We start from the raw sequence: 21912 nt of genomic DNA on the forward strand, positions 1-21912 counted from the left end.
GTCCGGAGAGGTAATCGATAGCAGGCAGGAAAAATTTGGAAAGTCTATCTTTATTTAGGTTTCAGGTGTCAGGTGTCAGTGTTCAGCAATCGACCAGTAGACGTTTCAGCATTGTCAAACCTGACACCTGAAACCATAGACATGGCATTGTTTGTAACAATATAAAATAACTTTTGAAAAATTGATGCGGCACATGCCACCAAACGATCAGGTGGTTAGCCACCTCACCGTCGGATTATCCTTGTATTTGTCCACCAGATAGCGAAAAAACTGGGCCATCCCGCCGGCATAGAAGATCATGATTAAAATCAGGATGAGACCATAAATGAGCAAGTTGATCCCCGGCAGATAGTCAAAATTGGATCGCAGCATTTCCGTAAACCAGATAAACGGAAAGGAAACGGCAAATCCGCCCCACAGGGTTCCCCGGCCACCGATATAGGCGATCACCAGAAACTCAACCGTTTTGGCGGTGTGCAAGAACTCGGGCGTCAGAATACCGATGAAGTGGGCGTAAAAGGCCCCGATGAATCCGGCCAGCGCACAGGAGACAGTAAAATTGAGGATACGGTACTTTGTGGGATTGATGCCCGAGGTCTTGGCAGCGTCCATGTTCTGACCGATCGCCTTGAAGGCCAGGCCAATGTGGGAGCGCGCCATTCGCTTCAGAATAAACCATGTCAACAGCGACACACCCAGCACCGGATACCAATAATAAAGGTTGGAGACCCCGGGTTCAAAAAAATAAGGCACCGGCAGCCCCAACATGCCGCGTGTCAGCCAGACCATCTTGATGGCCAGACCCATCAGGGCAATCCCGATGAACCAGGTCAGGCAGATGGCAAACATTCCCCGCATGCGCAGGCTGATGGCACCGGTAAAAAAACCCAGCAGCGCCGATGCAAAGGCCCCGCAGAGCATGGCCACCGGAAGCGGAATGCCCCAATGGGTGGCTGTAAGGGCCGAGGTATAGGCACCTAAGCCAACGAAAGCGGCAAACCCAAAATTGACCACTGCAATGTAACCGGCACTGAAATCAAAGGCCATCGCCCCGGCGCCCATAATGGCCGCCAGGATGAACCATCGGACCAAATAATCCTGGTTAAAGGGCGGAAAGAGCGGAACGACCATCAGGATGATAAACCCGATAGCCCCCAGGGGGGTCAGGCACAGATAGTCTAAGAATTTAGCAATCCCCTTCTTTTGCACATCGTATTCATTGGCCATAATCACTTCCTCTTCTTATTGATCCCAGATCGTTCTGACTTTGGTCGCAAAGATGCCGGACGGTCGAAAAATGAGGATAAGCGAAATCAGCAACACCGGCACCACCGCCTCCCAGCCTTCACCGAAATAGCTGCGCGTCACCACCTGAAAAAGCGCAATCATAAAACCCCCCGGAATGGAGCCGGCCACATTGCCAAATCCCACCAGAATGATAATAAACCAGGAGTTATACAACGGCATGACGCCCACGGTCGGATAGGACGGAAACATAAACAGCAGGCTGGCGCCGGCCAGGCCGGCCAGGCCGCAACTCAAGGCAAAGGTCATGATATGAACGGCATCAACCGAAATGCCCACTATGCGGGCGCCGTCCTCATCCTGGGATACCGCCCGAATGGTTTTGCCGGAAGTTGAGAACATCATAAACATGTAGAACCCGATCATGGTCAGGATGGCGATGAAAAAGGCGCAGATCCGGTCCATCGAGATATAGACACCTAAAATCGGCACTGACGGTAAATCCCAGAAGGCCAGAATCCCTTTATAGTTAGCCCCAAAGCCAAGCTGATGGACGTTTTGAAAAATGATCGAAAGACCGATGGTAATCAAAAAGCAGTTGAGCAACCACCCCTCACGGTTGCGCATGCGCAGCTGTTTGAACACCAGCCGCTCAGTGAGAACGCCTAAAAATGCACACATCAATGCTCCGGCCAAGATAGCGATCAGGGGGCCCACATACACCATGAAGGATTCCGGGTTATCCAGCGTGTATTTGCTGATCGGCAGCATCACAAAATAGGCGGTCAACGAACCGGCCATGAAATATTCGCCGTGGGCAAAGCCGGCAATGTTCATGACGCTGAAGAGCAATGCCAGGCCGATGGCCATCAACGCCCACATCCCGCCGGTGATCACCGTATTCACCAGGATATAGGGTCCCTTGTGGATGGAAGCCACAAGGGCAACTAAAACGGTTATACTAATGGTCATACCCGCTGCCGAGAATAACCACCGAGTCACTTTCTGTGCCGTGGAATCGCTGATTTCTTGCTCAACTTTATCGATGGCCGATTCATCAATTGTTGATTCGGTTGCAGTATTTGCCATGAAACTGCTCCTCCTCATTTAATGTCCCAAGTAGATCTTTCTGACATGATCGTCGTCAGCCAGGTCCTCACTCTTGCCGTCTAATACAATTTTACCCTTCTCAAGAATGTAGGCCCGTGAGGTATTCTTGAGGGTTTTGCCGACGTTTTGTTCCACTAAAAGAATCGTGGCGCCCCGTTCGTTAAGGGCCCGCAGGGCTTTGAAAACCTCGTTGGTCAGCATGGGCGCCAGACCCAGGGACGGTTCATCCACCAGCAGCAGGCTCGGACCGGACATCATCCCCCGGCCGATGGCCATCATCTTGCGTTCGCCGCCGCTCAAGGTTCCGGCATACTGGTTTTGTCTTTCATAAAGCCGCGGAAAAAGCTCATATACAAATTCCAGGTGTTCTTCCTGCTTGGCGGGATCCTTGACCGTAAACGCCCCCATCTCGAGATTTTCCTTGACGGTCATGTTCACAAAGAGATTCAGTTCCTCGGAAATATAGGCAACACCCTTGCGGCAGACCAGGTGTCCTTCCAGCCCGCCGATATCATCACCCTTAAAAATGACGTTGCCCCCCTGAGGCTCGAGCAAACCCGATATGGTCTTGAGCGTCGTCGATTTTCCGGCTCCGTTCGGTCCGATCAGGGCCACAAATTCGCCTTCCTCGACATGAAAGGAGACGTCCCATAGCACCTGCAAAAAACCATAACCTGAATCAAGATGCTTGACTTCTAATAGCACTTTTCCCTCCCCTGCTTAGTCTTCCTCAACCCCGAGATAGGCTTCAATCACCTTTGGATCTTGTGATACCTCTTTGGTCGGTCCTTCGGCAATCTTGTTGCCGAAATTGATCACCGCCAATCGTTCGCATAATCCCATGATCACGTCCATGATGTGCTCCACCATCAGAATCGTAATGCCTTGATCGCGTATCTTCGCGATAATATTCATCAAGGGCTCGAGCTCGCGCTCGGTCAGGCCGCTGGCCAGCTCATCCAGCAGCATCACTTTGGGTTGGCTCGCCAGCGCCCGGGCCAGGTCCAAGCGCTTCAACTGGACCGTATTCAATTTCTCCGATATCGTATCTTCGGGCAGAGCAAACTCGACAAAGTTGAGTTGCTCACGGGCATGGGCGACCGGATCTTTGACTTTGGGATTATTGCCAAAAACTGCGGCCACCATAACGTTATCAAGGACGGATAATTTGGGAAATGGTACGGGGATCTGGAAAGTTCGGGACAGGCCCCGGTGGCACATCTCTTCAGGTGAGCAAGTTGTGGTTTCCTCCTCCATAAAATGAACCGACCCTGAAGTGGCGTTATTCAGCCCGGCGAGGGCATTGAGCAAGGTGGTTTTACCGGCGCCGTTAGGACCGATCAGTCCCATGATTTCACCCTCTTTAACAGTCATGGTGACCCGGTTAACTGCCACTAGACCGCCAAAGCGCTTGGTCAATTCCTTGGTTTGAATGACAACATTATTGTTAGCCATATGTCCCCACTACAATGTGCAGCATATTAATAAAAATAGGGGAGGGGCGATGATTTGCCCCTTCCCCGGGTCAATTATTGGCTTTTATTTGGGTACCATGAAGTCCATTTCTTTTTCGGCCAGCGGAAAGATGGTGTAAGCCTTGCCGCCTTTGTATTGGATAACCGGCATGAACCAATGGTCGCCATCCGTCACCGGATCCGGATAGAGATCAGGAGTGAACTTGTACTCCTTCATCATAATGGCGCCGTCGTTAACGCCATAGGTCAGCTTGCCGGTGGCCATCTCCTCAAGCATGACTTTGTGGATAGATGCGCTGTCCAGTTTGCCTTCTCTTTCAAGGGTACGGTTAAGAACCTTGAGAAACATACCGGCTGCATCGTAGGAAATACCACCAGCTGAGGCGGCTGGTTTAAACTTATATGTTTTCTCAAACTTCTGGCGATAGGCTTCGGAGCGGGGGCCCCATTTGACATTCATGTCAACGATGCCATTGGAGCTTCTGCCGGTCAGCTGGTACCATTCCCCTACCCATCCCAGACCATCGACGATCAGAAGGGAGTTCAAACCGACCTCGCGGGCCTGTTTGATAAAAGCGGAAACGGATGCGGCGGCGGTGTTGGTGATGGTCACCAGCGGAACGCCGGCCTTTTTATACTTGGTCAGCAGGGGATAAAAATCGGTCTGGCCAATCTGCATATAGTCTTCCTCTTTGATTGTCCAGCCATAATCTTTGATGTTCTGCTTGGCAGCCACAATCCAATCCCGTCCCCAGTCGGTTTCTTCGGCCGAAACACCCACGAGTTTATTACCGGGTTTCCAGGTTGTATTCTTTGAGGCCCAGTTGACGAAATCAAAATAGAGCTTCGCGGACAGCGCCGGATAGGACCAGAATTTGAACCAGTAACCTTTATATTGCTCATTGCCGCGGATCTTATCGGTGATGGTTTTGGCGGCACCCATGGAACCCATATGGGGAATCTTATATTTGACGGACTGATCGACACAGGCCATGGCCACCGAGCTGTGCCACCCGCCCAGACCGACCTGCATGCCTTTTCTTTCGATGGCTTCAACGTAGGCATTGGTCGCTTTGGCCGGGTCACTCTGGGAATCGATGAAAATGATTTTCAGTTTGTAGTCGCCGACCTTGTTGCCCGCCTCTTCCAGCTTCATCAGCAGGCTGTTTTTAATACTGGCACCGGATTGAGCCGCCGGACCGGTGAACGGTCCCATCAAACCAACCACGAGCTCCTTTTCCGCGCCTGCATTCACTGCCACAAATGACATCAGAAAAAATGCAGCAATAACGATTGATAGAAAGCGTTTTGTGCGCATCGTGAATCCTCCTTTTGCTATGTCCTCGGTTAATGAAATGTATGCTGAGCATCTATCCATCCCAAAACAAATCGCACGTATAATTAAGGATATGGCGGCTGAGCACATTTCTTTCCAAATTCAATATCAATGATTGCTGTGGGTATCACCTCCTTTTCATGATTTACTTTTATTCATTTTTGCGTCTCGTCACGTATTCGGTAAGCATCTGTTCGATATCTGAATCTATGTCAGGTTTTACGTATTCTGCAAGTCTTTGTTCTAGCAGCGCCGTGGCTGATTCCTTCAGCGTTTTTTTGCCGGCATTCGCCCAGGATTCGTAATCAACGCGGCTCATCAGACTGGGCAGATAAAATTCGGAGCGGCAGTGTTCGAAAGTTCGGTCATGGGTAAGATATTCGCCGCCGACGCCCACTTCTTTGATGGTGGGTAGATCGATGCGATCATTGCTCACATCAAGAGGTCTTAGGTATCGTCGCAGCATTCCGCACAATTCTTCATCCGCCAGAAACTTTTCGTAACTCATGGCAATGTACGAACCCAGGATGCCGCAGGCGTGTAAAATGAAATTGGCACCACTCAGGATGGTTTGGGAGAGTGCAAAGGTGGACTCGATGCCGGCTTGCATATCCGGGAAATGGGCATCGGTAAGGCCGCCGCTGCCCCTGCTGGGCAGGCCATAAAATTGGGCCATCTGCATAGTGGCATTTTGAATCATGGCCAGTTCGGGCGCCCCGATGGCCAGCGCGCCGGTTCTCATCTCGGTGATCGTCGACGTTGTCCCATAGACAACCGCAGACCCGGGATTCACCAGTTGCGCCAAAATGATACCGGCCAGAACCTCTGCATTTTGAACCGCCAGAAGACCGGGAAGCGTTACCGGGCCGGTGGCGCCGGCTTGCATCAAAAGGGCCACCATATTCGCCTGTCCGTGGCGTGCATATTCGATCAGGGCACCGGCCATTTCAGCGGAATATTGCAACGGCGAAAGCGAACTGATGATGCCCATCAGGACGGGCCGGTCTTTAATTTTGTCTTTCCCGCCCCAGGCGATACCGGCCATTTCAATGGAATCGATGGCCGCCTGGCGCGATACCGAACTGCCCAGACAGGGTTTGTCACATAGAACAAAATTCGAGAAAACCTGATCCAGGTGTGCGGTTTCGGCCGGTCGATCCGATGGCTCCACCATCAGGCAGCCATTCATATCAACGTATTTGGAGGTCTGCACCAGTTTACAAAAATTGTCATAATCGTCCATGACGGCTTCTCTTTGTTCGCCGTCCTTGCTGATCATAAATGGGCTGCCGTAACCGGGCGCTATGACAAGGTTATCGCCCCCGATAGTAACACTTTTATCGGGATTGCGCCCTTCGATCACAAATTCAGTAGGCGCTGATTCCAGTGCTTTGTCAACGAGGTCTTCTTCGAAAAAAACCACATTGCCATCGATGCGCGCACCGGCCCCCTTAAAGATTTCCAGTGCTTCGGGTTCATGGAAGGCAACACCCAAATCCTTGTAAATCTCAAGTGTTGCCCGATGCAATTTATTGAAATCTTCTTTACTTAGTAGATGCATCCGCTCATACATAGTACTCCACCTATCACTAATGCGACAATTTTTTCAAGGGAATTATAATTTTTATTTTAAGTTAAATGATTGAATGTTATTTATTTATCAAATTTTTACCTAATCTTTTATGTCACTGCAAAAAAGGAGCCACAGATATCGTTTATTGCTGACCCAAAAAAATTTGGACCGAAAGTGGTCCAAGACATTTTTCAACAAGATAAATCACGCGATATGAATGACTTAGCGAAGAATCGGTTTAGAGTCCGCGTTGATTTAAAGGATCAAATTTGAATACCTGAAACCATGTTTGCATAAAACTGATTCATAAATGCATCATCTTCTTTTTTGCTTTTGGCAAAATGCTGTAGGTAAAAGACTATCAGTTGTGTATTTTAAGAACTGAAGAACGATTAATGGTTTTATTTTAAAAATATAAAAATTGATTCAAAAATGAATCAATTCAGATTCATTTTGAGTCGCCGCCTTAGGGTTAATGCCTTTCTATATTTTGGACAGCCTGAGAAACAGGCGCCTATCGTTTGACCTGCAGCGTATTTGCTGCTACCCAGAATCTTTAGCGCCAAAAGGCGCTGCCAAACGCGGTCAACACCCAACAGCTAAACAATGGATTAGGCCATTTAGCTATAAAGGACATCATCATGCAGAATATCACCTACGAGCATATCTTTAACTCGACCAGCAACGGTGTCATCGCTATCGATGCGAGCGGACGCATTGTTTTAATCAATCATCAGGCCGCAAACATTCTGCAGTTGGATCAAAAAGATGTTATCGCTGCCCAGATTACAAATGTGTTACCGCTGACCGGGCGTCTGATGATCAAATGTCTCGAAAGCGGTCAGCCGCAATTGGGACGTCACATTGTCGGCAAAAAAATAAGTCTGGTTGTGAGCGTCACGCCTATCAAGGACGGAAATCGCATACTGGGCGCAATGGGGAATTTTCAGAAATTACAGGACTTTGAAGATTCGGCCCAGCAGTTGGAATCGTATCGCCGATTGAATGTCCAACTGGAGGCGATTTTTAAATCCTCATCCGATGGCATTTGGCTGTGTGACGGCAACGGCAAAATACTCAATATCAATAAAGCCTCTGAAAAGATCAACGCCATTAAAGGCAAGGATGTTGTCGGCAAAAATGTGCGTGAAATCGTGGCAGAAGGCCTGATAGATCGATCGGTAACGCTGGAGGTATTGGAGACCGGACGGCAGGTCAGTCTTTTGCAAAACCTCAAAAGGACGAACAAATATTTGCTGGTTACCGGCACACCGGTCTTTGATCAGCGCGGGCAAATTTCTCTGGTGGTGGTCAACGAACGTGACATGACCCAACTGAACACGATGAAAGAACAGCTGGCCCAAACACGCATGGAAACACAAAGATTTAAAGACGAACTTGTGGAATTAAGCTTGTTGGAACTGAAGGAACAGGAAATCATCGCCCAAAGCGAAGAAATGCGCCAGGTTCTAAGGGTCGCGATTAAGCTCGCTAAAATGGAGGCCTCTGATATTCTGATCTTAGGCGAAACCGGAACCGGCAAAGGACTATTGGCGAAATTTATCCATCACTACAGCAACCGGAAAGATAAAGCGTTTATTCAGATCAACTGTGCGGCGCTACCCGAAACCCTGTTGGAGGCCGAACTTTTCGGTTATGAAAAAGGGGCGTTTACCGGTGCCCGGGAAAGCGGCAAAATCGGGCTTTTTGAATTGGCCCATGAAGGCACCCTATTTTTAGATGAAATCGGCGAGCTGCCGCTTTCGGTTCAGGCTAAACTTTTAAAATACCTGGACGACCATGAAATTATGCGCCTGGGCGGCATTAAACCCAAAAAGGTAGACTGTACTATCATTGCGGCCACCAACCGTAACCTGGAAGCCCGTAGTCGTCAACGTAAATTCCGGCAGGATTTATTTTTTCGCTTAAATACATTTGTAATGCAAATTCCGCCGCTAAGAGAAAGGCCGGATGATATTTTTGAAATGGTCAATCATTTATTGGATAGATATAACCAGCAATACCGACTCAAACGCCGAATCTCCCCAAAAGCCATGCAGTATCTAAAATCACATTCTTTTCCCGGCAATGTGCGCGAATTGAAGAACATCATGAAAATGGCTGTTCTTATGAGTGAAACGGATTCTTTGGATGAATATATCTTGCGGAATTTAAAAATGCCTGTATTCGAACAGATCGAAAACGGTCAGAGGCCCGGGAGCCAGAAGAGTTTAATAGAGGAGACCAGCGCCTATGAAAAAAGATTATTGCAAAACGCCATGACCAGCTATAAAACGACGCGTGAAATGGCCCGTTTTCTGGGAATCAATCAATCGACGGTTGTTCGCAAAATGAAAAAGCACGCTCTGTCGTGGTAACCATACAGTCGGGCAAAATAAAAAAGTGTATCAAAATTAATTTAAAATAACTGAATTTTACAGGTTAAGCCCGTTACCCGCTTGTCCGCCTCAGGCGGGTTGGCCCGTTTGCCAGTTAGTTAAAAAACCTACAATTTCCCCTTTTCAATGCGCTCTACGTGCTCAATACCGTTTTGTGCGAAGATTCGGCCGGCTCAACCGGCTCAACGGGCTCAACCGGCCAACTTATAAAGTTGAACAAATAATTTATATCTTCTAATAGAAAAAACTAATCTCTAGAAACTATCTCCTAAAGTGAAAGAAAGGTTGAAATATGGACCACGTACTCTGGTGCAATAAACATCCGCTGTTTCTGCCCGATATTGCTAAAGGTGAGGGCTGTTACCTGTATGACCTTCAGGGCCGCAAATATCTCGACCTGGAATCGGGAATATGGTGCCTACCGCTGGGCCATTGCCATCCTCAAATTAATGCTGCCATCAGGGCGCAGTCCGATGAGATCATGCATTCCGGTTACACCTATGGCAATCCCATAATTGAAGAGGCATCGCAGGCGGTACTTGATATTCTAGATCTGCCGGACGGCAAGTGTGTCTTTTTGAGCTCCGGCAGTGAGGCTGTGGAATTCGGCGTTCAGGTTATCCGGAAAATTTCGGACAGGCCGCTGGTGCTCACCCTTTCCGACTCCTTTCTGGGGTCCTATGGATCAGCTGGCAAAAAGCAGATAGAGGAATGGGTCCTCTTCGACTGGCAGCGGTGCCGTACATGCAGTTCTTCAGAGGAATGTGACCCGCAATGTCCTTATTTTTCCGAAATTCCGTTCAGCCGCCTCGGGGGTTTTGTGTTTGAGCCCGGCAGTTCATCGGGTCTTGTGCGTTTTCCGCCAAAAGCATTTATTCAAAATGTCGTCAAATTTATCCGCCAGCACGATGGCTTCATCCAGATAAATGAAATCACAACCGGACTCGGACGCACCGGCAAATGGTTTGGATTTCAACACTATGACATCAAACCGGATATTGTTTCCATGGGCAAAGGATTGGGCAACGGCTATCCGGTCAGTGCCATAGCTATGACACCGGACATCATCGCGAAGTTAAGCGAAATGGGTTTTTACTACTTCCAATCACACCAAAACGATCCGCTCGGATGTGCCGCCGCAAAAGCCGTCATCACCACCCTGCAAAAAGAAAGCATCATTGAAAAGAGTAAATCCGTTACCGAATATCTCAACGACAGGCTGCAACAATTGGCTGAAAAACATGCCATTATTCAGGAAATCAGAGGCAGGGGATTGATGATTGCGATTGAATTCAGCGACAAGCTGCCAGATGATGTCTTATCGGACTTATATGCCCAATGTATTCAGCGGGGTCTTATTTTAGCAAAGCGCCCGGGATTGAATGTATTTCGCATCGACCCCCCCTTGATTATCCAGAAAGAAGATATTGATCAGTTTCTGGAAACCTTTGATCAACTATTGACGAACATGAGTTGATGATGGATCGTCGATGAGGCATTTTCATGCATGACATCGCGTCGATTGCCGGTAAATTAGCCGGCGTCATATCGCTTTCGGCATATGCTCCTTATATCCTGTCGATATTGCGAAAGGAGACAAAGCCCAACCGGGCGAGCTGGATCATCTGGGCGATTGTCAGCACCATCATTGCGTTGAGCTATCGAGAGGCCGGTGCCAGTTATGCTTTTCTGGCACCCGTCGGGTATGTGATTGGCTCGACTATCGTATTTATCCTTTCCATCCGACATGGTGTCGGCGGGTGGACACCTTTTGATCGCAGATGCCTGATCGGGGCGGCAATCAGTCTGGTGCTATGGTGGGTTTTTAATTCTCCGATGAGCGCCCTGTTGATCAATCTGTTCATTAACCTTCTGGGTACCCTGCCAACAATGCGCAAAGCCTGGTATCAACCCGAAACCGAAAGCAAGGTGGCATGGAGTTTGTTTTCCCTGGGAAGCATTATCAACCTGTTTGCCGTTGAAAGCTGGACTTTTTCCATGGCCGTCTATCCGGTATCAATGATTTTTTTAATTGGTATGGTGACGGTTCCTGTATTGTGGACGAGGAGGCCCCGGGTTATGGGCAATAATTTGGACTGGGAAAAATGTCCGTATCGTGCCGAAATGAATGCGGAAGGCGGAACGGTATGCAGATTCGGGTTCCCAACTTTTGAAGCGTCCGTAAAAAATGACGCGCCAAACGGCAGGTTGAATGCAGGCGATTGGGTCAAAAAGGGCGTCGATTTATATAAATCTGGTGATTATCAAAAAGCAATTCATGCCTTTTCAATCGCTATTGATTTAGATGTAGCTTTATCTGAGGCTTATTTAACCCGGGCAGTGGCTTACTACAAACTTGGGGATAAAAAACAGGCGATTAAAAACTTGGCGGTTGCAGCAAAGTTAGACAATAAGAATGCGCGCGTCTTGTTGAAGAAGCTCACCGGTTAGCCCATCATCTTTGCAATATACTGCTAATTAAAAAATACCCTAATTGAGACTAATAATGCAATAAGCTAATGATATTCTGTGACTTTATTTTTATTATATGCAGGGACCAAAGACAAGATCGTATAGGGGGAATTGACTAGAAGTGGTTTCAAAACCTCAGATCAGGTTCAAGGGCAAGGCGGCCCGCGAATTGAAAGTGGAGCGTACACGTTAGTACGTGAGCATTTCAATTTGCGGGGCAACGCAGCCATTGGGCCTTAGTCCGCCGGAGGCGGATTGAAACCACTTCTAAGCGTCAATACCTTTTTCTCTTTCATAAAGAGCCACGATATCCTGCATGCGATCGGCTGCACCCTCGGGCAGCGCCCTGGGCTCGTGATGAGATAGCAGTTCAGTCGCCTTTTCTTTAGCGCGTTCATACATGTCCTGCCTTCCTGCGCCGACCCACTGCTCAAATCCTGTGCGACAGAAAAGGCCACCTGGCGTCATTTCGCGCATGTGATTGAACGTATGATCATGGGTCAGAAAATTGCCGCCGGGTCCCACCTGATCGATCACATCAAGGGCCAGCGTCTCCTCGTTGATCTGGATGCCTTCGATCATCTTGCGGATGTAACGGAACATTTCATGGTCGATCACCATTTTGGCATAATCAAAGGTGAGAATGGAGTTGATGCTGCCGCCACCCATAATAAGGTTCCCACCGGCAAGGGCTAAAAACATAGCGTTCATGGTCCCTTCAAGAATCGCCTGGGCGTCAACGATCTTGCTATCGTTGTAGCCGGCACCACCGACCCAACAGGGCAAGCGATAGTATTGGGCCAGCTGGGCGCTGGCCGCATTGATCAGTCCGGTTTCAGGGGCGCCCAGCGCGCCGAGGCCGGTTTTAAGGTCCATCATCACGCTGGTCTGAGAATATGTATAAGGCGCCCCTCTTTTGGCCAGCTGGTTGAGCACCAGCAGGCTGAGAATTTCAGCATTGGATTGCACCAGCGTACCGGCCAGCGTCACCGGCGAGGTCCCGCCGGCCATCGTCATGGAAATACCGACCACATTAACGCCCTGGCGGGCAGCGGCTATGGTGATGTCCGAGCAGGTGGCTAGAATGAATAGCGGCGAGCTGACCGTTAGATTCATGGTAATGCAGGGCCGCTCGTTGAAAATCTCAGGTCCACCGCAACATGCTGCTGCCATCTGAACAAGACAGTTGAATTTTTCAACACTTCCGGCACAGCCCAAAATATGCTTGGAGGTGTTGGTCAGCATGGCTTCAAAATTATGCAGTTGGATGCTTTCATTCGGACAATCGGTGGGCAACCCCGCCCGCTCAAAAACCATTATTTCATCCAGCGCATCGCACAATCGGGCGACATCGGCGCTATCCTGCTTTGCAAACGGCCGCGTTTCACCGCTTTTCAGATCGACGACACTGGGGACCACGCCAACGTTTTGGAAACTGAAGCGGTTGGGTTCGGCTACAAAATCATCTTCAGGCGTACGGCCATAAAATGTGATGGTGCTCGGAGCGGACTGGATGCTGTCCTCCACCATGTGGGCTGGAATTTTTACCAGGGCATGCCCATCACTTTGCTGCACTTCAGCACCACCGGATTGAAATAAGTCGGTTGCCTGTTGGCTTTCGACTTTGATACCCGTTTTTTTGAGTACCTGCAGCGTGGCATAGTGCAGGGTGTCGAGCTCATCATTGGATAACAATTTTAATCCGCTGGTTGTCATTGAATCAAACCCTGACTTTGTTCCGTATTTGGCCATGGTGATTTTCCTTTCTTTGGGTTTTACCTCCGTTAAAGTGCCAACTGGAGCAAAAATCAATTAAAAATCGGCCTAAAAATGGGCTTTATACTACAAAGCGTTAACGGTATTTCAAGGTCAAAATCACAAGATATCGATGCCATATTGCATCATAACATTATTAACTAGCTAAAAATAAGCAAGTTAAGAATTTTTACCATTGATGCCATATTGCATCATAGGAATATAGCAGCATTTTAAAGCCTTATTTCATCATTGATGCGAATTCGCATCAAAACTCAGGTTGCATGTTTGTTAAGTAATATTATAACTATATGAAATTATATTAAATATTTAATTAGCTGCCCCTTGGCATGTATTTTGTTTATAAATTTGTTGCCAGCATCAACATTCACATTTTTCCTAATATCAAATAATGGGTTTTTCGACAATGAACCAGAAAGGCTCCCGTAAACGCCGAAAGCATTTAATCATCGGCAATAGTGCGGCAGCCTTGAATGCGGTTAAGGCCATCCGCGAAACCGATTCTGCCAGCCACATTACACTGGTTTCCGCCGAGAATCATTACGCCTACTCACCGGTTCTACTAACCTACTATGTTGCTCAAAAAATCAAGCGCTCAGCACTGTTTTTGGCAAATGAGGACTTTTATAAACAAAATGGCGTCGAGCTGATCCTGGGTAATCCGGCCATGCAAGTCGATCCGCAAAACCAGCAGGTGCACCTTGCCAGTGATGACATTCTGGCATACGACAGGCTACTGATTGCAACCGGATCTTCCGCCAAACCGCTGGGCATACCGGGTGAAGATTTAGCGGGCGTATTTACCTTAAAAACCATCGACGATGCCGATAAACTGGTCAAAGCCGCCGCTAAGATGAAGGACATTGTCATCATGGGAGGCGGCCTGATCGGCTTGCAGGCGGCCAATGCGCTATACCGGGAAGATCGCAACATTAAAATTATCATCGGCTCCAAACAGCCCCTTTCGCGCAACGTTGATCCATCCTGTGCGGAAAATGTCTGTCAGGGTATTCGGGAGTGCGGTATGTCCATTTTATTTGAAACCCAAGCCGTATCCATTGATAAAGCCAAAAATAAACTAGCCGTTACGCTAAGTTCAGGTAACCATCTCGAGGCTGATGCCGTTATTATCGGCAAAGGTGTCAGCGCCAACGTGCAGCTTGTTGCCGAAAGTGAAATTGAAGTCAATTACGGCATTATCGTGGATGAAACCATGCGCACCAATGTCCCCAGTATCTTTGCCGCCGGTGATGTCGCCGAGGGCCTCAATTTGATCACCGGCCAAAGACAGGTGATTGCCACCTGGCCCAACGCCTGTTCCCAGGGCCGCACCGCCGGCATCAACATGGCGGGCGGCCTGGAGCGTAACGAGGGCCTCAGCAGTAACATCTGTGGCTTTTTGGGAAGTGCCGTCGCATCGGTGGGCATCACCAATCCGGATAATGGCGACTTTGAAGAAGTGGTCTGCGAGGATCCAATCAAAATGCGGTATCGCAAACTGGTCTGGAACAAAAAAGACGAATTGGTCGGCGCCGTTTTAATGGGCGCGGTTGCCGATATCGGGGTGATCACAAACCTGATCCGAAATCGCGTTAAAATTCCCAGAGAAAAGCGGGATCTAATGGTTCGTTCGCCCGTCAGATATGGGGATTGGTTTTCAGAAAAAACCGGACACTTCTTTTAGTTTGGCTGCTGGCCTCTCGCTTCTGGCTTCTGGCCAGTAGCCAGTGACCAGGGGCAGGAACCTGATGACTGAACCATAATGTAACGTTTCTTCAGGTTCTACGATATACGGAACCAGTGAAAAGAATAAGATGATCTCAATCAGCGTGAAAATCCACCACGGTTTTAAAAAATTATTACCGGCCGGCATCAAAACGGGTGAATCTTTTAACGTATCCATTGAGGACAATACGGCTGTGGGGGATTTGTTGCGGGATAATATCAAATTCTCAGCCGATATTCCGAAGATGATTTTGATCAATGGCCTGCACAGCAAAGAACAGCAAACCCTGAAAGATGGTGATAAAGTCAGTTTATTCATGCCGATGGCGGGGGGCTAAAGGCAGATTTGCCATCTGATTATCACCATTAATACTTGGGCACAGCAGTGACAAATTCAACTTCTCATTAAGTATCATGGATATTCTAGAATTAATTTTAGATAAAAGTGGTTTCAAAGCCTCAGATCAGGTTCCCCGCTTGAAAGCGGGATTTCACGTCTGATTTCTTAAACTTGATGTGTTCAACAAAGCAAGGCGCCCCGCAAATTGAAAGTGGAGCGTACACGTTAGTACGTGAGCATTTCAATTTGCGGAGTAACGCAGCCATTGGACCTTTGTCCGCCGGAGGCGGATTGAAACCGCTTTTTAATGAAAGGAGTGTAAACATGTCAAAGGCGCTGATCGTTAACCTGGATAAATGCACGGGCTGTAGATACTGTGAATTAGCCTGCTCGTTCGCACATCACCGGGAATACAATCCAGCCAAATCCAACATTCAGGTCAGTATCTTTACCGAAGACGCCTTCTATGTCCCCATGGTTTGTACCCAGTGCAACAGGCCCTTCTGTGGTGAAGTGTGTCCGACCGGTGCGATTTCTGCGGATGAAGTCAATGGGGCTTATGTGGTTTTGGTGGATCCGGAAAAGTGTGTCGGATGCAAGATGTGCACGATGGCCTGTCCTTTTGGTGCGATTACCTACCAGAGCTCAGGAATCGTGCAAAAATGCGATTTGTGCGGCGGCAAACCCGAGTGTGTCGAATTTTGCGTCCCCAATGCACTGGAATTTAAAGACGTTGAATTGACCAATGTTCGCAAATGCCGGGCATATGCCAAAAAAATCTACCATCAGAAGGAGGAAGACTAATGGACGCATGGGTGGGTAAGATTTTAAGAGTGAATTTAACCAAGGGCGCTGTATCGGTTGAGGATTTAGATCAGAAAAGTGCTCATGATTATATCGGCGGACGCGGCTTAGGGATCAAATACCTTTACGATGAGATCGACCCCAAGGTCGACCCGTTGAGCCCCAGCAACAAGCTCATCATGGTCACCGGCCCGATGACCGCAACGGGCGCCTTGGCGGGCGGTCGCTATACCGCCGTAACCAAATCACCTTTAACCGGAGCGATCGCAAACTCCAATTCAGGCGGGTACTTTGGGGCTGAATTGAAGTATGCGGGTTACGACATGATCATACTGGAAGGCAAGGCCAAAACGCCTGTTTATCTGTGGATCGAAAATGACAGCATCGAAATTTGCAAGGCCAAACATCTGTGGGGCCTGGAAACCCAGCAGACCACCGAAGCGATACTATCCGAAACGGATGCGGAAGCCAAGGTGGCCTGTATCGGGCCGGCGGGTGAGAAGCTGGTCAAATTTGCATGCATTATGAACGACACGGGTCGCGCTGCCGGACGATCGGGCGTCGGCGCGGTGATGGGATCAAAGAATCTTAAAGCCATAGCGGTCAGAGGCACCCAAGGCGTGACAGTTGCCGACCCTGAGGGATTCAGGGCCGCGGTGTTGGATGCCATCAAGGAATTTTACGACCCGTATATGTCCGAAGTTCTGGGGCAGTATGGCACTTCAGATGTGGTCGAGTTTTCAAATGAGGTCGGCCTGCTGCCCACGCGCAATTATCAGACCGGTGTATTTGAGGGGGCCGCTAAGATCGGCGGTGCAGTGATTGCCAAATACAATCTCAGAGGGGCCGCCAAAACCAAGGGCTGTTTTGGCTGCCCGCTGGCCTGTGGCCGGGTAACGCGTATTCCGGAAGGAGAGTTTAAAGGCGCGGGGGAAGGACCCGAATATGAAACATTGGGCGCTCTTGGCTCTGCTTGCGGAGTCGATAATCCTGAAGCCGTCATCCAGGCCAATTATCTTTGCAACCGCATGGGCATGGATACCATTTCCACCGGCGTCACGATTGCCTGTGCCATGGAACTTTTTGAAAAGGGCTATCTGACCAAAAAAGATGTCGGTGGTGAGCTGGCTTTTGGTGACGGCAAAACGGTGGTTGAACTGGTGGAAAAGACCGCCCGGCGTAAGGGATTTGGTGACGCGCTCGCCGAAGGGTCCTACCGGCTGGCGACAAAGTACGGCCATCCCGAGATGTCCATGACTGCCAAAAAACTTGAATTTCCCAGTTACGACCCTAGAGGCGGACAGGGTTTTGCCCTGGCCTATGCTACCTCAAACCGGGGTGGTTGTCATATCCGCAACGAAGTGCATTGTGTCGAATTTTTCGGCATCTCGCTGATGGGTATCGTCAAAACAGGGGATAATTTGGATCGTTTCACAACTAAAGGCAAGCCGGCGGTGGCCAAAAAGGTCCAGGATTTTTACAGCATGATCGATTCATCCGGAATCTGCAACTTTATCGTTATCGGTTCACCGGATGCCAAGGTCTTCATCAATCTGATGGAAAAAGGGACTGGCATGAAATTCGGCGGATTGAAGGGTTTTCTCAAAACCGGTGAACGCATCTATAATCTGGAAAGGCTGTTTAATCTCAAGGCCGGCCTGACAGCCAAAGATGACACCCTGCCCAAACGCATGCTCAAAGAACCGATGCCTGAAGGCCCCGGCAAAGGCCAGATAGTGCGCTTGGATAAAATGCTGCCGGAATATTACAAACTGCGAGGCTGGTCCGCTAAAGGAGTTCCCTCTGCCAAGAAGCTGTCAGAGCTCGGAATCGCTACTTAGCCGGAGGCGAAGAATTGACTTGTTAAACATCGACATAGAAGAAGACTCGAAGAAAGGAGGTGAAAGAGGACTCGCGTATTAGGGGACAAGTGATCAGAGACACTTTCAAATGAGCAAATACTGATTTTAGGGGCAGCTGACTGATCATTCATTTGATTGTAAATTTTATCCTTTGAATAAGAAAAACCTAAAAAGGAGTACAAACCGATGAAAGCAAATCGTCTTTTTATCATTGCGAGTTTAGCTGTTGTGGTTCTATTTAGCGTCCAGGTAATGGCGGCGGAGCCGATTAAAGTGGGCGCACCCAATCCGCTTACGGGTTATTATGCTTCTGACGGCAATGTGATGTTGAACGCTACAGAGATGGCCGTGGCCGATATTAACGCCCGGGGTGGGCTTTTGGGGCGACAACTCAAAGTGGTCTCGTTTGATGTTGAAGATATGTTGCCTGAAAAACTGATATCCGCTGCGGAAGTCCTGGTCGTAAAGGAAAAAGTTGATGTGGTTGTCACCGCCTGCAATGCCATGGGCCCGGATGTACAGGCCTTTGGCAAGTACGATGTCCCTTACATCAACAATAATGCTTCCACCGTTGCCACGGGTATGGTGAAAGATGATCCCGCTCAGTATTGGAATGTCTTTCAGGCCGGTGATAATGAGCCGGCTTATGTTTCAAAAACCATCGAAACCTTCATGGGGTTTGGTTACAAACTGCCTAACAAGAAGATGGCCGTGGTTTACAGTGAATACGATTGGGACAAAAAAATCGCGGCTGCTCTGAAAGAGCAGGCCAAACAATACAATCTAGACCTGGTCATATATGAACAAACGCCTGCAGCCACCAATGCCTGGGGACCCATTCTGACAAAAATTCGGGCCCATGACCCCGCGCTGGTATTTTTGAGCATTTACGCTCCTGAAAGCATTGCCGCTTTTGCAGATCAATACCTGCAAAACCCGACCAATTCTCTGGTGGACCTGGGTTATGCAGTCTCCATTCCCTCCTTTATGGAGGTCGCCGGCAAATATGCCGATGGGTTTAGCGGTTACGCGGCCCTGGCGATTCCACCTGAGGCGACGCCCGAAGGGCGCGCCCTTGAAGCCCGATACAAAAAAATGTTTAAAACCGATAGCATGCCAATCAGCGTTGTGCCCTGCGTGTATGACGGCGTAATGGCTTGGGCGGCGGCGGTTGAAAAGGTTGGCGATGTAAAAGATTACAAGGCCGTTTCCGCCACCATGAAGACCAACCGCCATAAAGGCATCGGCGGGGTATACGACTTCAACAACCCGCGCCAGGCGGCCAGAGCGGGGGATGATCTGCTACCGGTCAATCTATTTCAAGCCGAAAAAGGCAAACTCGTGCTGCGCAATCTGGGTAGCAAGCAAATATCGCTCTATCAGCTGCCGCCGTGGTTAAAAGAAACCTGGCCAAAGGCTCAGTAATGGCGAGCACTGCAGATTTCAACTCGCAAAACGAAGGCGTGGGGGCGCAAGCCCCCATCCTTCAAGTCCGAAACCTCACCAAGGCATTCGGGGCCATGCTGGCCGTCAATGATTTAAGTTTTGAGGTCCCTGCAGGCGAGGTGTTTGGTATTGCCGGGCCCAATGGTGCCGGAAAAACAACGGTGTTCAATTTGATTACCGGCTTTCTGCAGGGGACCGGCGAGGTGCGCTTCGAAGATAAAAATGTGACCAACCTTAAACCCTATCAGATTTGTCACCGCGGCATCGCCCGGACACTTCAAATTCCGCAGGTCTTTTCCAGCCTTGATGTGTTCAACAATGTCCGATTTGGTGCGCATTTTGGTAACAAACACCTAAAGGATGGTAATGAAGCGGAGATTATCCATCGGGTTATAGATTTCGTTGGTTTGCAGGATGATAAAACAACCATCGCTGAGAATATGGACCTGTTTCATAAAAAGCTGATTATGATTGCGGCAGCGCTTGCGACCCAGCCGCGCCTATTGTTGCTCGATGAGCCCATTGGTGGTCTGAGCCCGGCGGAGATTGATCCACTCATCGAACTCATTCGCAAGATCAATCAGGAATTGAATATCACCGTCATTATCATCGAGCATCTGATGAAAGTGCTCAAAGAGCTTTCTGATCGTCTGATGATCCTGCACTACGGGGAAGAAATTCGCACTGCCCCCCCGACGGAAGTCATGGAAGATGAAAAAGTAAAAGAAGTTTATCTGGGTTAGGAGAACCGTTTTGCTCGAATTGAAGAACATCAATACCTATTATGGTGAATTCCATGCCATCCGAGACGTTTCTTTTACAGTCGCTCCGGGTGATTTTTTCCTGGTGATCGGACCCAACGGCCACGGAAAGAGCACTTTACTGAAAACGATCTGCGGCTTACTCCGCACAGCCTCAGGGCAAATCGTTTTCAATTCAACCGAAATTAACGGATTCGCGACGGATAAAATCGTGGAGATGGGCCTGGTGTATGTGGCCGAGGAGCGACATCTTTTCCCCCAGATGACTGTTCTGGATAATTTAAAGCTGGGCGCCTATAACACCAATGCCCGGGCTAAAGAACGCGAAACCCTCGAATACGTCTTTCATTTATTTCCACATTTAAACAAATTTAAAGATAGATATGCAGCCACACTCAGCGGCGGAGAAGCACGCATGCTAACCCTCGGCAGAGGTATTATGTCATGTGCCAAGCTGTTGGCCATTGATGAACCGTCCTTCGGATTGGCTCCCATCCTCAGAAACGAAGTATTCGACAAGATCAATGAGATCAACTCCAGCGGCATGACCGTCCTTTTGGTGGAGCAGAATGTCAATCAGGTGGTGAACTTCGCAGACCGAATCTGTCTGATCGAAGACGGATGTATCGTCTTTAATGGCCCAAGAGAAGAGGCCCTGCTCAACGAACACGTTAAAGATGTATTTTTAGGTGGATAATACCGATGAATATTTGGGTTCAACAGATCATTCAAGTGATTATTAGTGGGATTGTGACGGCTTCAGCATACGCGATTATGGGTATCGGATTATCGGTTATTTACGGCATATCGCGGGTATTCAATTTTGCCTACGGATCCTTTTTTACCTGGGGCGCTTATTTTGCCTGGATTTTATTTGCCACATTTTCATGGATGAATTATCCGCTGGTTTTTTTGATTGTAGTGCCGGCAATGTTTTTTTTGGGTATGGGTACCGAAAAGATTGTGGTGCGGTCCCTGCGCTGGCGCAAAAACTGGCAGGTGACCACGATGATGGTGACGCTGGGATTGGCCTTTTTAATGGATAATCTGGCGCTGGTTATTTTTGGCGGATTTGCCAAGCCGCTGCCGCCGATGTTTCGTGGTTCCATAAATCCGTTTGGTTTCACCCTGAGCGTGCAAGATCTGGCTATGATGATTATCGCCGTAACGGTGATGATTGCCTTTGGTTTATTTCTGTCCAGAACCCGGATCGGAAGATGCATGCAAGCCATCTCGCAAGATATGACCGGCGCCGAAATTGTCGGCATTCCAATCAAAAAAGTATTTAGCTATACCTTTGGGCTGTCCACCGCACTGGTGGGAACCGGTGGTATTCTGCTGGCACCCCGCTATTTCATCACGCCTCATGGCGGCTGGGCCCCATTTTTCCGTGTGTTTGTCATCGTGGCATTTGGCGGCCTGGGCAGCATTCGGGGAACACTCTATGCGGCCTTTATCCTGGCGATTTTTGAGTCCTTTGTTTCCTGGGGGCTGGGTGCCACCTGGGTCATGCCTTTTTGGTTTTTGGTCTTCTTAGGGGTACTGGCATTTCGTCCTTCGGGATTAATGGGCACTTGGGGTTAGATAG

18 protein-coding genes are annotated in these 21912 nt (G+C 48.9%); 11 read left to right on the forward strand and 7 right to left on the reverse strand.

The window, feature by feature from the left end; all coding sequences use genetic code 11:
- Positions 1 to 207 precede the first annotated feature (207 nt).
- The 6 genes from QNJ26_13620 to QNJ26_13645 form a co-directional block, all read right to left on the reverse strand.
- The gene (locus QNJ26_13620) at positions 208 to 1227 is read right to left on the reverse strand and encodes a branched-chain amino acid ABC transporter permease (GenBank protein ID MDJ0986575.1); all 1020 of its coding nucleotides are present in this window, start codon (positions 1225 to 1227) and stop codon (positions 208 to 210) included.
- Between the two features lie 15 nt (positions 1228 to 1242).
- On the reverse strand, positions 1243 to 2334 hold the full coding sequence (locus tag QNJ26_13625; GenBank protein MDJ0986576.1) for a branched-chain amino acid ABC transporter permease: 1092 nt from the start codon (positions 2332 to 2334) through the stop codon (positions 1243 to 1245).
- A gap of 18 nt (positions 2335 to 2352) precedes the next feature.
- Positions 2353 to 3060 carry an ABC transporter ATP-binding protein gene (locus QNJ26_13630; protein MDJ0986577.1) on the reverse strand — a complete coding sequence of 236 codons (708 nt, stop codon included), beginning with the start codon at positions 3058 to 3060 and terminating at the stop codon, positions 2353 to 2355.
- Between the two features lie 15 nt (positions 3061 to 3075).
- A complete protein-coding gene (locus QNJ26_13635; GenBank protein ID MDJ0986578.1) occupies positions 3076 to 3810 on the reverse strand; it encodes an ABC transporter ATP-binding protein in 735 nt (244 codons plus the stop codon).
- Positions 3811 to 3894: 84 nt separating this feature from the next.
- Entirely contained in the window at positions 3895 to 5148 is a 1254-nt protein-coding gene (locus tag QNJ26_13640) for an ABC transporter substrate-binding protein (protein MDJ0986579.1), read from the reverse strand.
- Between the two features lie 169 nt (positions 5149 to 5317).
- Positions 5318 to 6739: a trimethylamine methyltransferase family protein gene (locus QNJ26_13645; GenBank protein MDJ0986580.1), complete on the reverse strand. Its 1422-nt coding sequence runs from the start codon at positions 6737 to 6739 to the stop codon at positions 5318 to 5320.
- A gap of 641 nt (positions 6740 to 7380) precedes the next feature.
- Here QNJ26_13645 and QNJ26_13650 point away from each other — a divergent pair.
- The 3 genes from QNJ26_13650 to QNJ26_13660 all read left to right on the forward strand — a co-directional run bounded on the left by QNJ26_13650 (position 7381) and on the right by QNJ26_13660 (position 11589).
- Complete coding sequence (locus tag QNJ26_13650; protein MDJ0986581.1) at positions 7381 to 9117, forward strand: sigma 54-interacting transcriptional regulator; 1737 nt, start codon at positions 7381 to 7383, stop codon at positions 9115 to 9117.
- A 313-nt stretch (positions 9118 to 9430) separates the two neighbouring features.
- The gene (locus tag QNJ26_13655; protein MDJ0986582.1) at positions 9431 to 10615 is read left to right on the forward strand and encodes an aspartate aminotransferase family protein; all 1185 of its coding nucleotides are present in this window, start codon (positions 9431 to 9433) and stop codon (positions 10613 to 10615) included.
- A 26-nt stretch (positions 10616 to 10641) separates the two neighbouring features.
- The gene (locus tag QNJ26_13660; protein ID MDJ0986583.1) at positions 10642 to 11589 is read left to right on the forward strand and encodes a tetratricopeptide repeat protein; all 948 of its coding nucleotides are present in this window, start codon (positions 10642 to 10644) and stop codon (positions 11587 to 11589) included.
- A 288-nt stretch (positions 11590 to 11877) separates the two neighbouring features.
- Here the strand turns inward: QNJ26_13660 and QNJ26_13665 are convergent, their stop codons facing one another.
- On the reverse strand, positions 11878 to 13362 hold the full coding sequence (locus QNJ26_13665) for a trimethylamine methyltransferase family protein (protein ID MDJ0986584.1): 1485 nt from the start codon (positions 13360 to 13362) through the stop codon (positions 11878 to 11880).
- Between the two features lie 430 nt (positions 13363 to 13792).
- Between QNJ26_13665 and QNJ26_13670 the strand changes: the two genes are divergently transcribed.
- The 8 genes from QNJ26_13670 (at position 13793) to QNJ26_13705 (ending at position 21908) form a co-directional block, all read left to right on the forward strand.
- Positions 13793 to 15070 (forward strand): FAD-dependent oxidoreductase, encoded by a 1278-nt coding sequence (locus QNJ26_13670; GenBank protein ID MDJ0986585.1) that lies wholly within the window; start codon positions 13793 to 13795, stop codon positions 15068 to 15070.
- 130 nt (positions 15071 to 15200) lie between these two features.
- Positions 15201 to 15449: a MoaD/ThiS family protein gene (locus QNJ26_13675; protein MDJ0986586.1), complete on the forward strand. Its 249-nt coding sequence runs from the start codon at positions 15201 to 15203 to the stop codon at positions 15447 to 15449.
- Between the two features lie 326 nt (positions 15450 to 15775).
- Positions 15776 to 16255: a 4Fe-4S dicluster domain-containing protein gene (locus tag QNJ26_13680; GenBank protein ID MDJ0986587.1), complete on the forward strand. Its 480-nt coding sequence runs from the start codon at positions 15776 to 15778 to the stop codon at positions 16253 to 16255.
- Entirely contained in the window at positions 16255 to 18096 is a 1842-nt protein-coding gene (locus QNJ26_13685) for an aldehyde ferredoxin oxidoreductase family protein (protein MDJ0986588.1), read from the forward strand. The genes QNJ26_13680 and QNJ26_13685 overlap by 1 nt, the downstream gene beginning before the upstream one ends.
- A 207-nt stretch (positions 18097 to 18303) precedes the next feature.
- Positions 18304 to 19542 carry an ABC transporter substrate-binding protein gene (locus QNJ26_13690; protein MDJ0986589.1) on the forward strand — a complete coding sequence of 413 codons (1239 nt, stop codon included), beginning with the start codon at positions 18304 to 18306 and terminating at the stop codon, positions 19540 to 19542.
- Positions 19542 to 20306 carry an ABC transporter ATP-binding protein gene (locus QNJ26_13695; protein MDJ0986590.1) on the forward strand — a complete coding sequence of 255 codons (765 nt, stop codon included), beginning with the start codon at positions 19542 to 19544 and terminating at the stop codon, positions 20304 to 20306. The genes QNJ26_13690 and QNJ26_13695 overlap by 1 nt, the downstream gene beginning before the upstream one ends.
- Positions 20307 to 20316: 10 nt before the next feature.
- Positions 20317 to 21021, forward strand: a complete 705-nt coding sequence (locus QNJ26_13700) for an ABC transporter ATP-binding protein (GenBank protein MDJ0986591.1) — start codon at positions 20317 to 20319, stop codon at positions 21019 to 21021.
- 5 nt (positions 21022 to 21026) lie between these two features.
- The gene (locus tag QNJ26_13705) at positions 21027 to 21908 is read left to right on the forward strand and encodes a branched-chain amino acid ABC transporter permease (protein ID MDJ0986592.1); all 882 of its coding nucleotides are present in this window, start codon (positions 21027 to 21029) and stop codon (positions 21906 to 21908) included.
- Positions 21909 to 21912 lie beyond the last annotated feature (4 nt).

The sequence above is a fragment of the Desulfobacterales bacterium genome (genome assembly GCA_030066985.1).
Classification (GTDB): Bacteria; Desulfobacterota; Desulfobacteria; order Desulfobacterales; family JAHEIW01; genus JAHEIW01.

Bases quoted from the DNA above. Each gene is read 5' to 3' on its own strand.
- QNJ26_13620 (MDJ0986575.1), bottom strand. From the start codon at position 1,227: ATGGCCAATGAATACGATGTGCAAAAGAAGGGGATTGCTAAATTCTTA.
- QNJ26_13625 (MDJ0986576.1), bottom strand. From the start codon at position 2,334: ATGGCAAATACTGCAACCGAATCAACAATTGATGAATCGGCCATCGAT.
- QNJ26_13635 (MDJ0986578.1), bottom strand. From the start codon at position 3,810: ATGGCTAACAATAATGTTGTCATTCAAACCAAGGAATTGACCAAGCGC.
- QNJ26_13640 (MDJ0986579.1), bottom strand. From the start codon at position 5,148: ATGCGCACAAAACGCTTTCTATCAATCGTTATTGCTGCATTTTTTCTG.
- QNJ26_13645 (MDJ0986580.1), bottom strand. From the start codon at position 6,739: ATGTATGAGCGGATGCATCTACTAAGTAAAGAAGATTTCAATAAATTG.
- QNJ26_13650 (MDJ0986581.1), top strand. From the start codon at position 7,381: ATGCAGAATATCACCTACGAGCATATCTTTAACTCGACCAGCAACGGT.
- QNJ26_13655 (MDJ0986582.1), top strand. From the start codon at position 9,431: ATGGACCACGTACTCTGGTGCAATAAACATCCGCTGTTTCTGCCCGAT.
- QNJ26_13660 (MDJ0986583.1), top strand. From the start codon at position 10,642: ATGCATGACATCGCGTCGATTGCCGGTAAATTAGCCGGCGTCATATCG.
- QNJ26_13665 (MDJ0986584.1), bottom strand. From the start codon at position 13,362: ATGGCCAAATACGGAACAAAGTCAGGGTTTGATTCAATGACAACCAGC.
- QNJ26_13670 (MDJ0986585.1), top strand. From the start codon at position 13,793: ATGAACCAGAAAGGCTCCCGTAAACGCCGAAAGCATTTAATCATCGGC.
- QNJ26_13675 (MDJ0986586.1), top strand. From the start codon at position 15,201: ATGATCTCAATCAGCGTGAAAATCCACCACGGTTTTAAAAAATTATTA.
- QNJ26_13680 (MDJ0986587.1), top strand. From the start codon at position 15,776: ATGTCAAAGGCGCTGATCGTTAACCTGGATAAATGCACGGGCTGTAGA.
- QNJ26_13685 (MDJ0986588.1), top strand. From the start codon at position 16,255: ATGGACGCATGGGTGGGTAAGATTTTAAGAGTGAATTTAACCAAGGGC.
- QNJ26_13690 (MDJ0986589.1), top strand. From the start codon at position 18,304: ATGAAAGCAAATCGTCTTTTTATCATTGCGAGTTTAGCTGTTGTGGTT.
- QNJ26_13695 (MDJ0986590.1), top strand. From the start codon at position 19,542: ATGGCGAGCACTGCAGATTTCAACTCGCAAAACGAAGGCGTGGGGGCG.
- QNJ26_13705 (MDJ0986592.1), top strand. From the start codon at position 21,027: ATGAATATTTGGGTTCAACAGATCATTCAAGTGATTATTAGTGGGATT.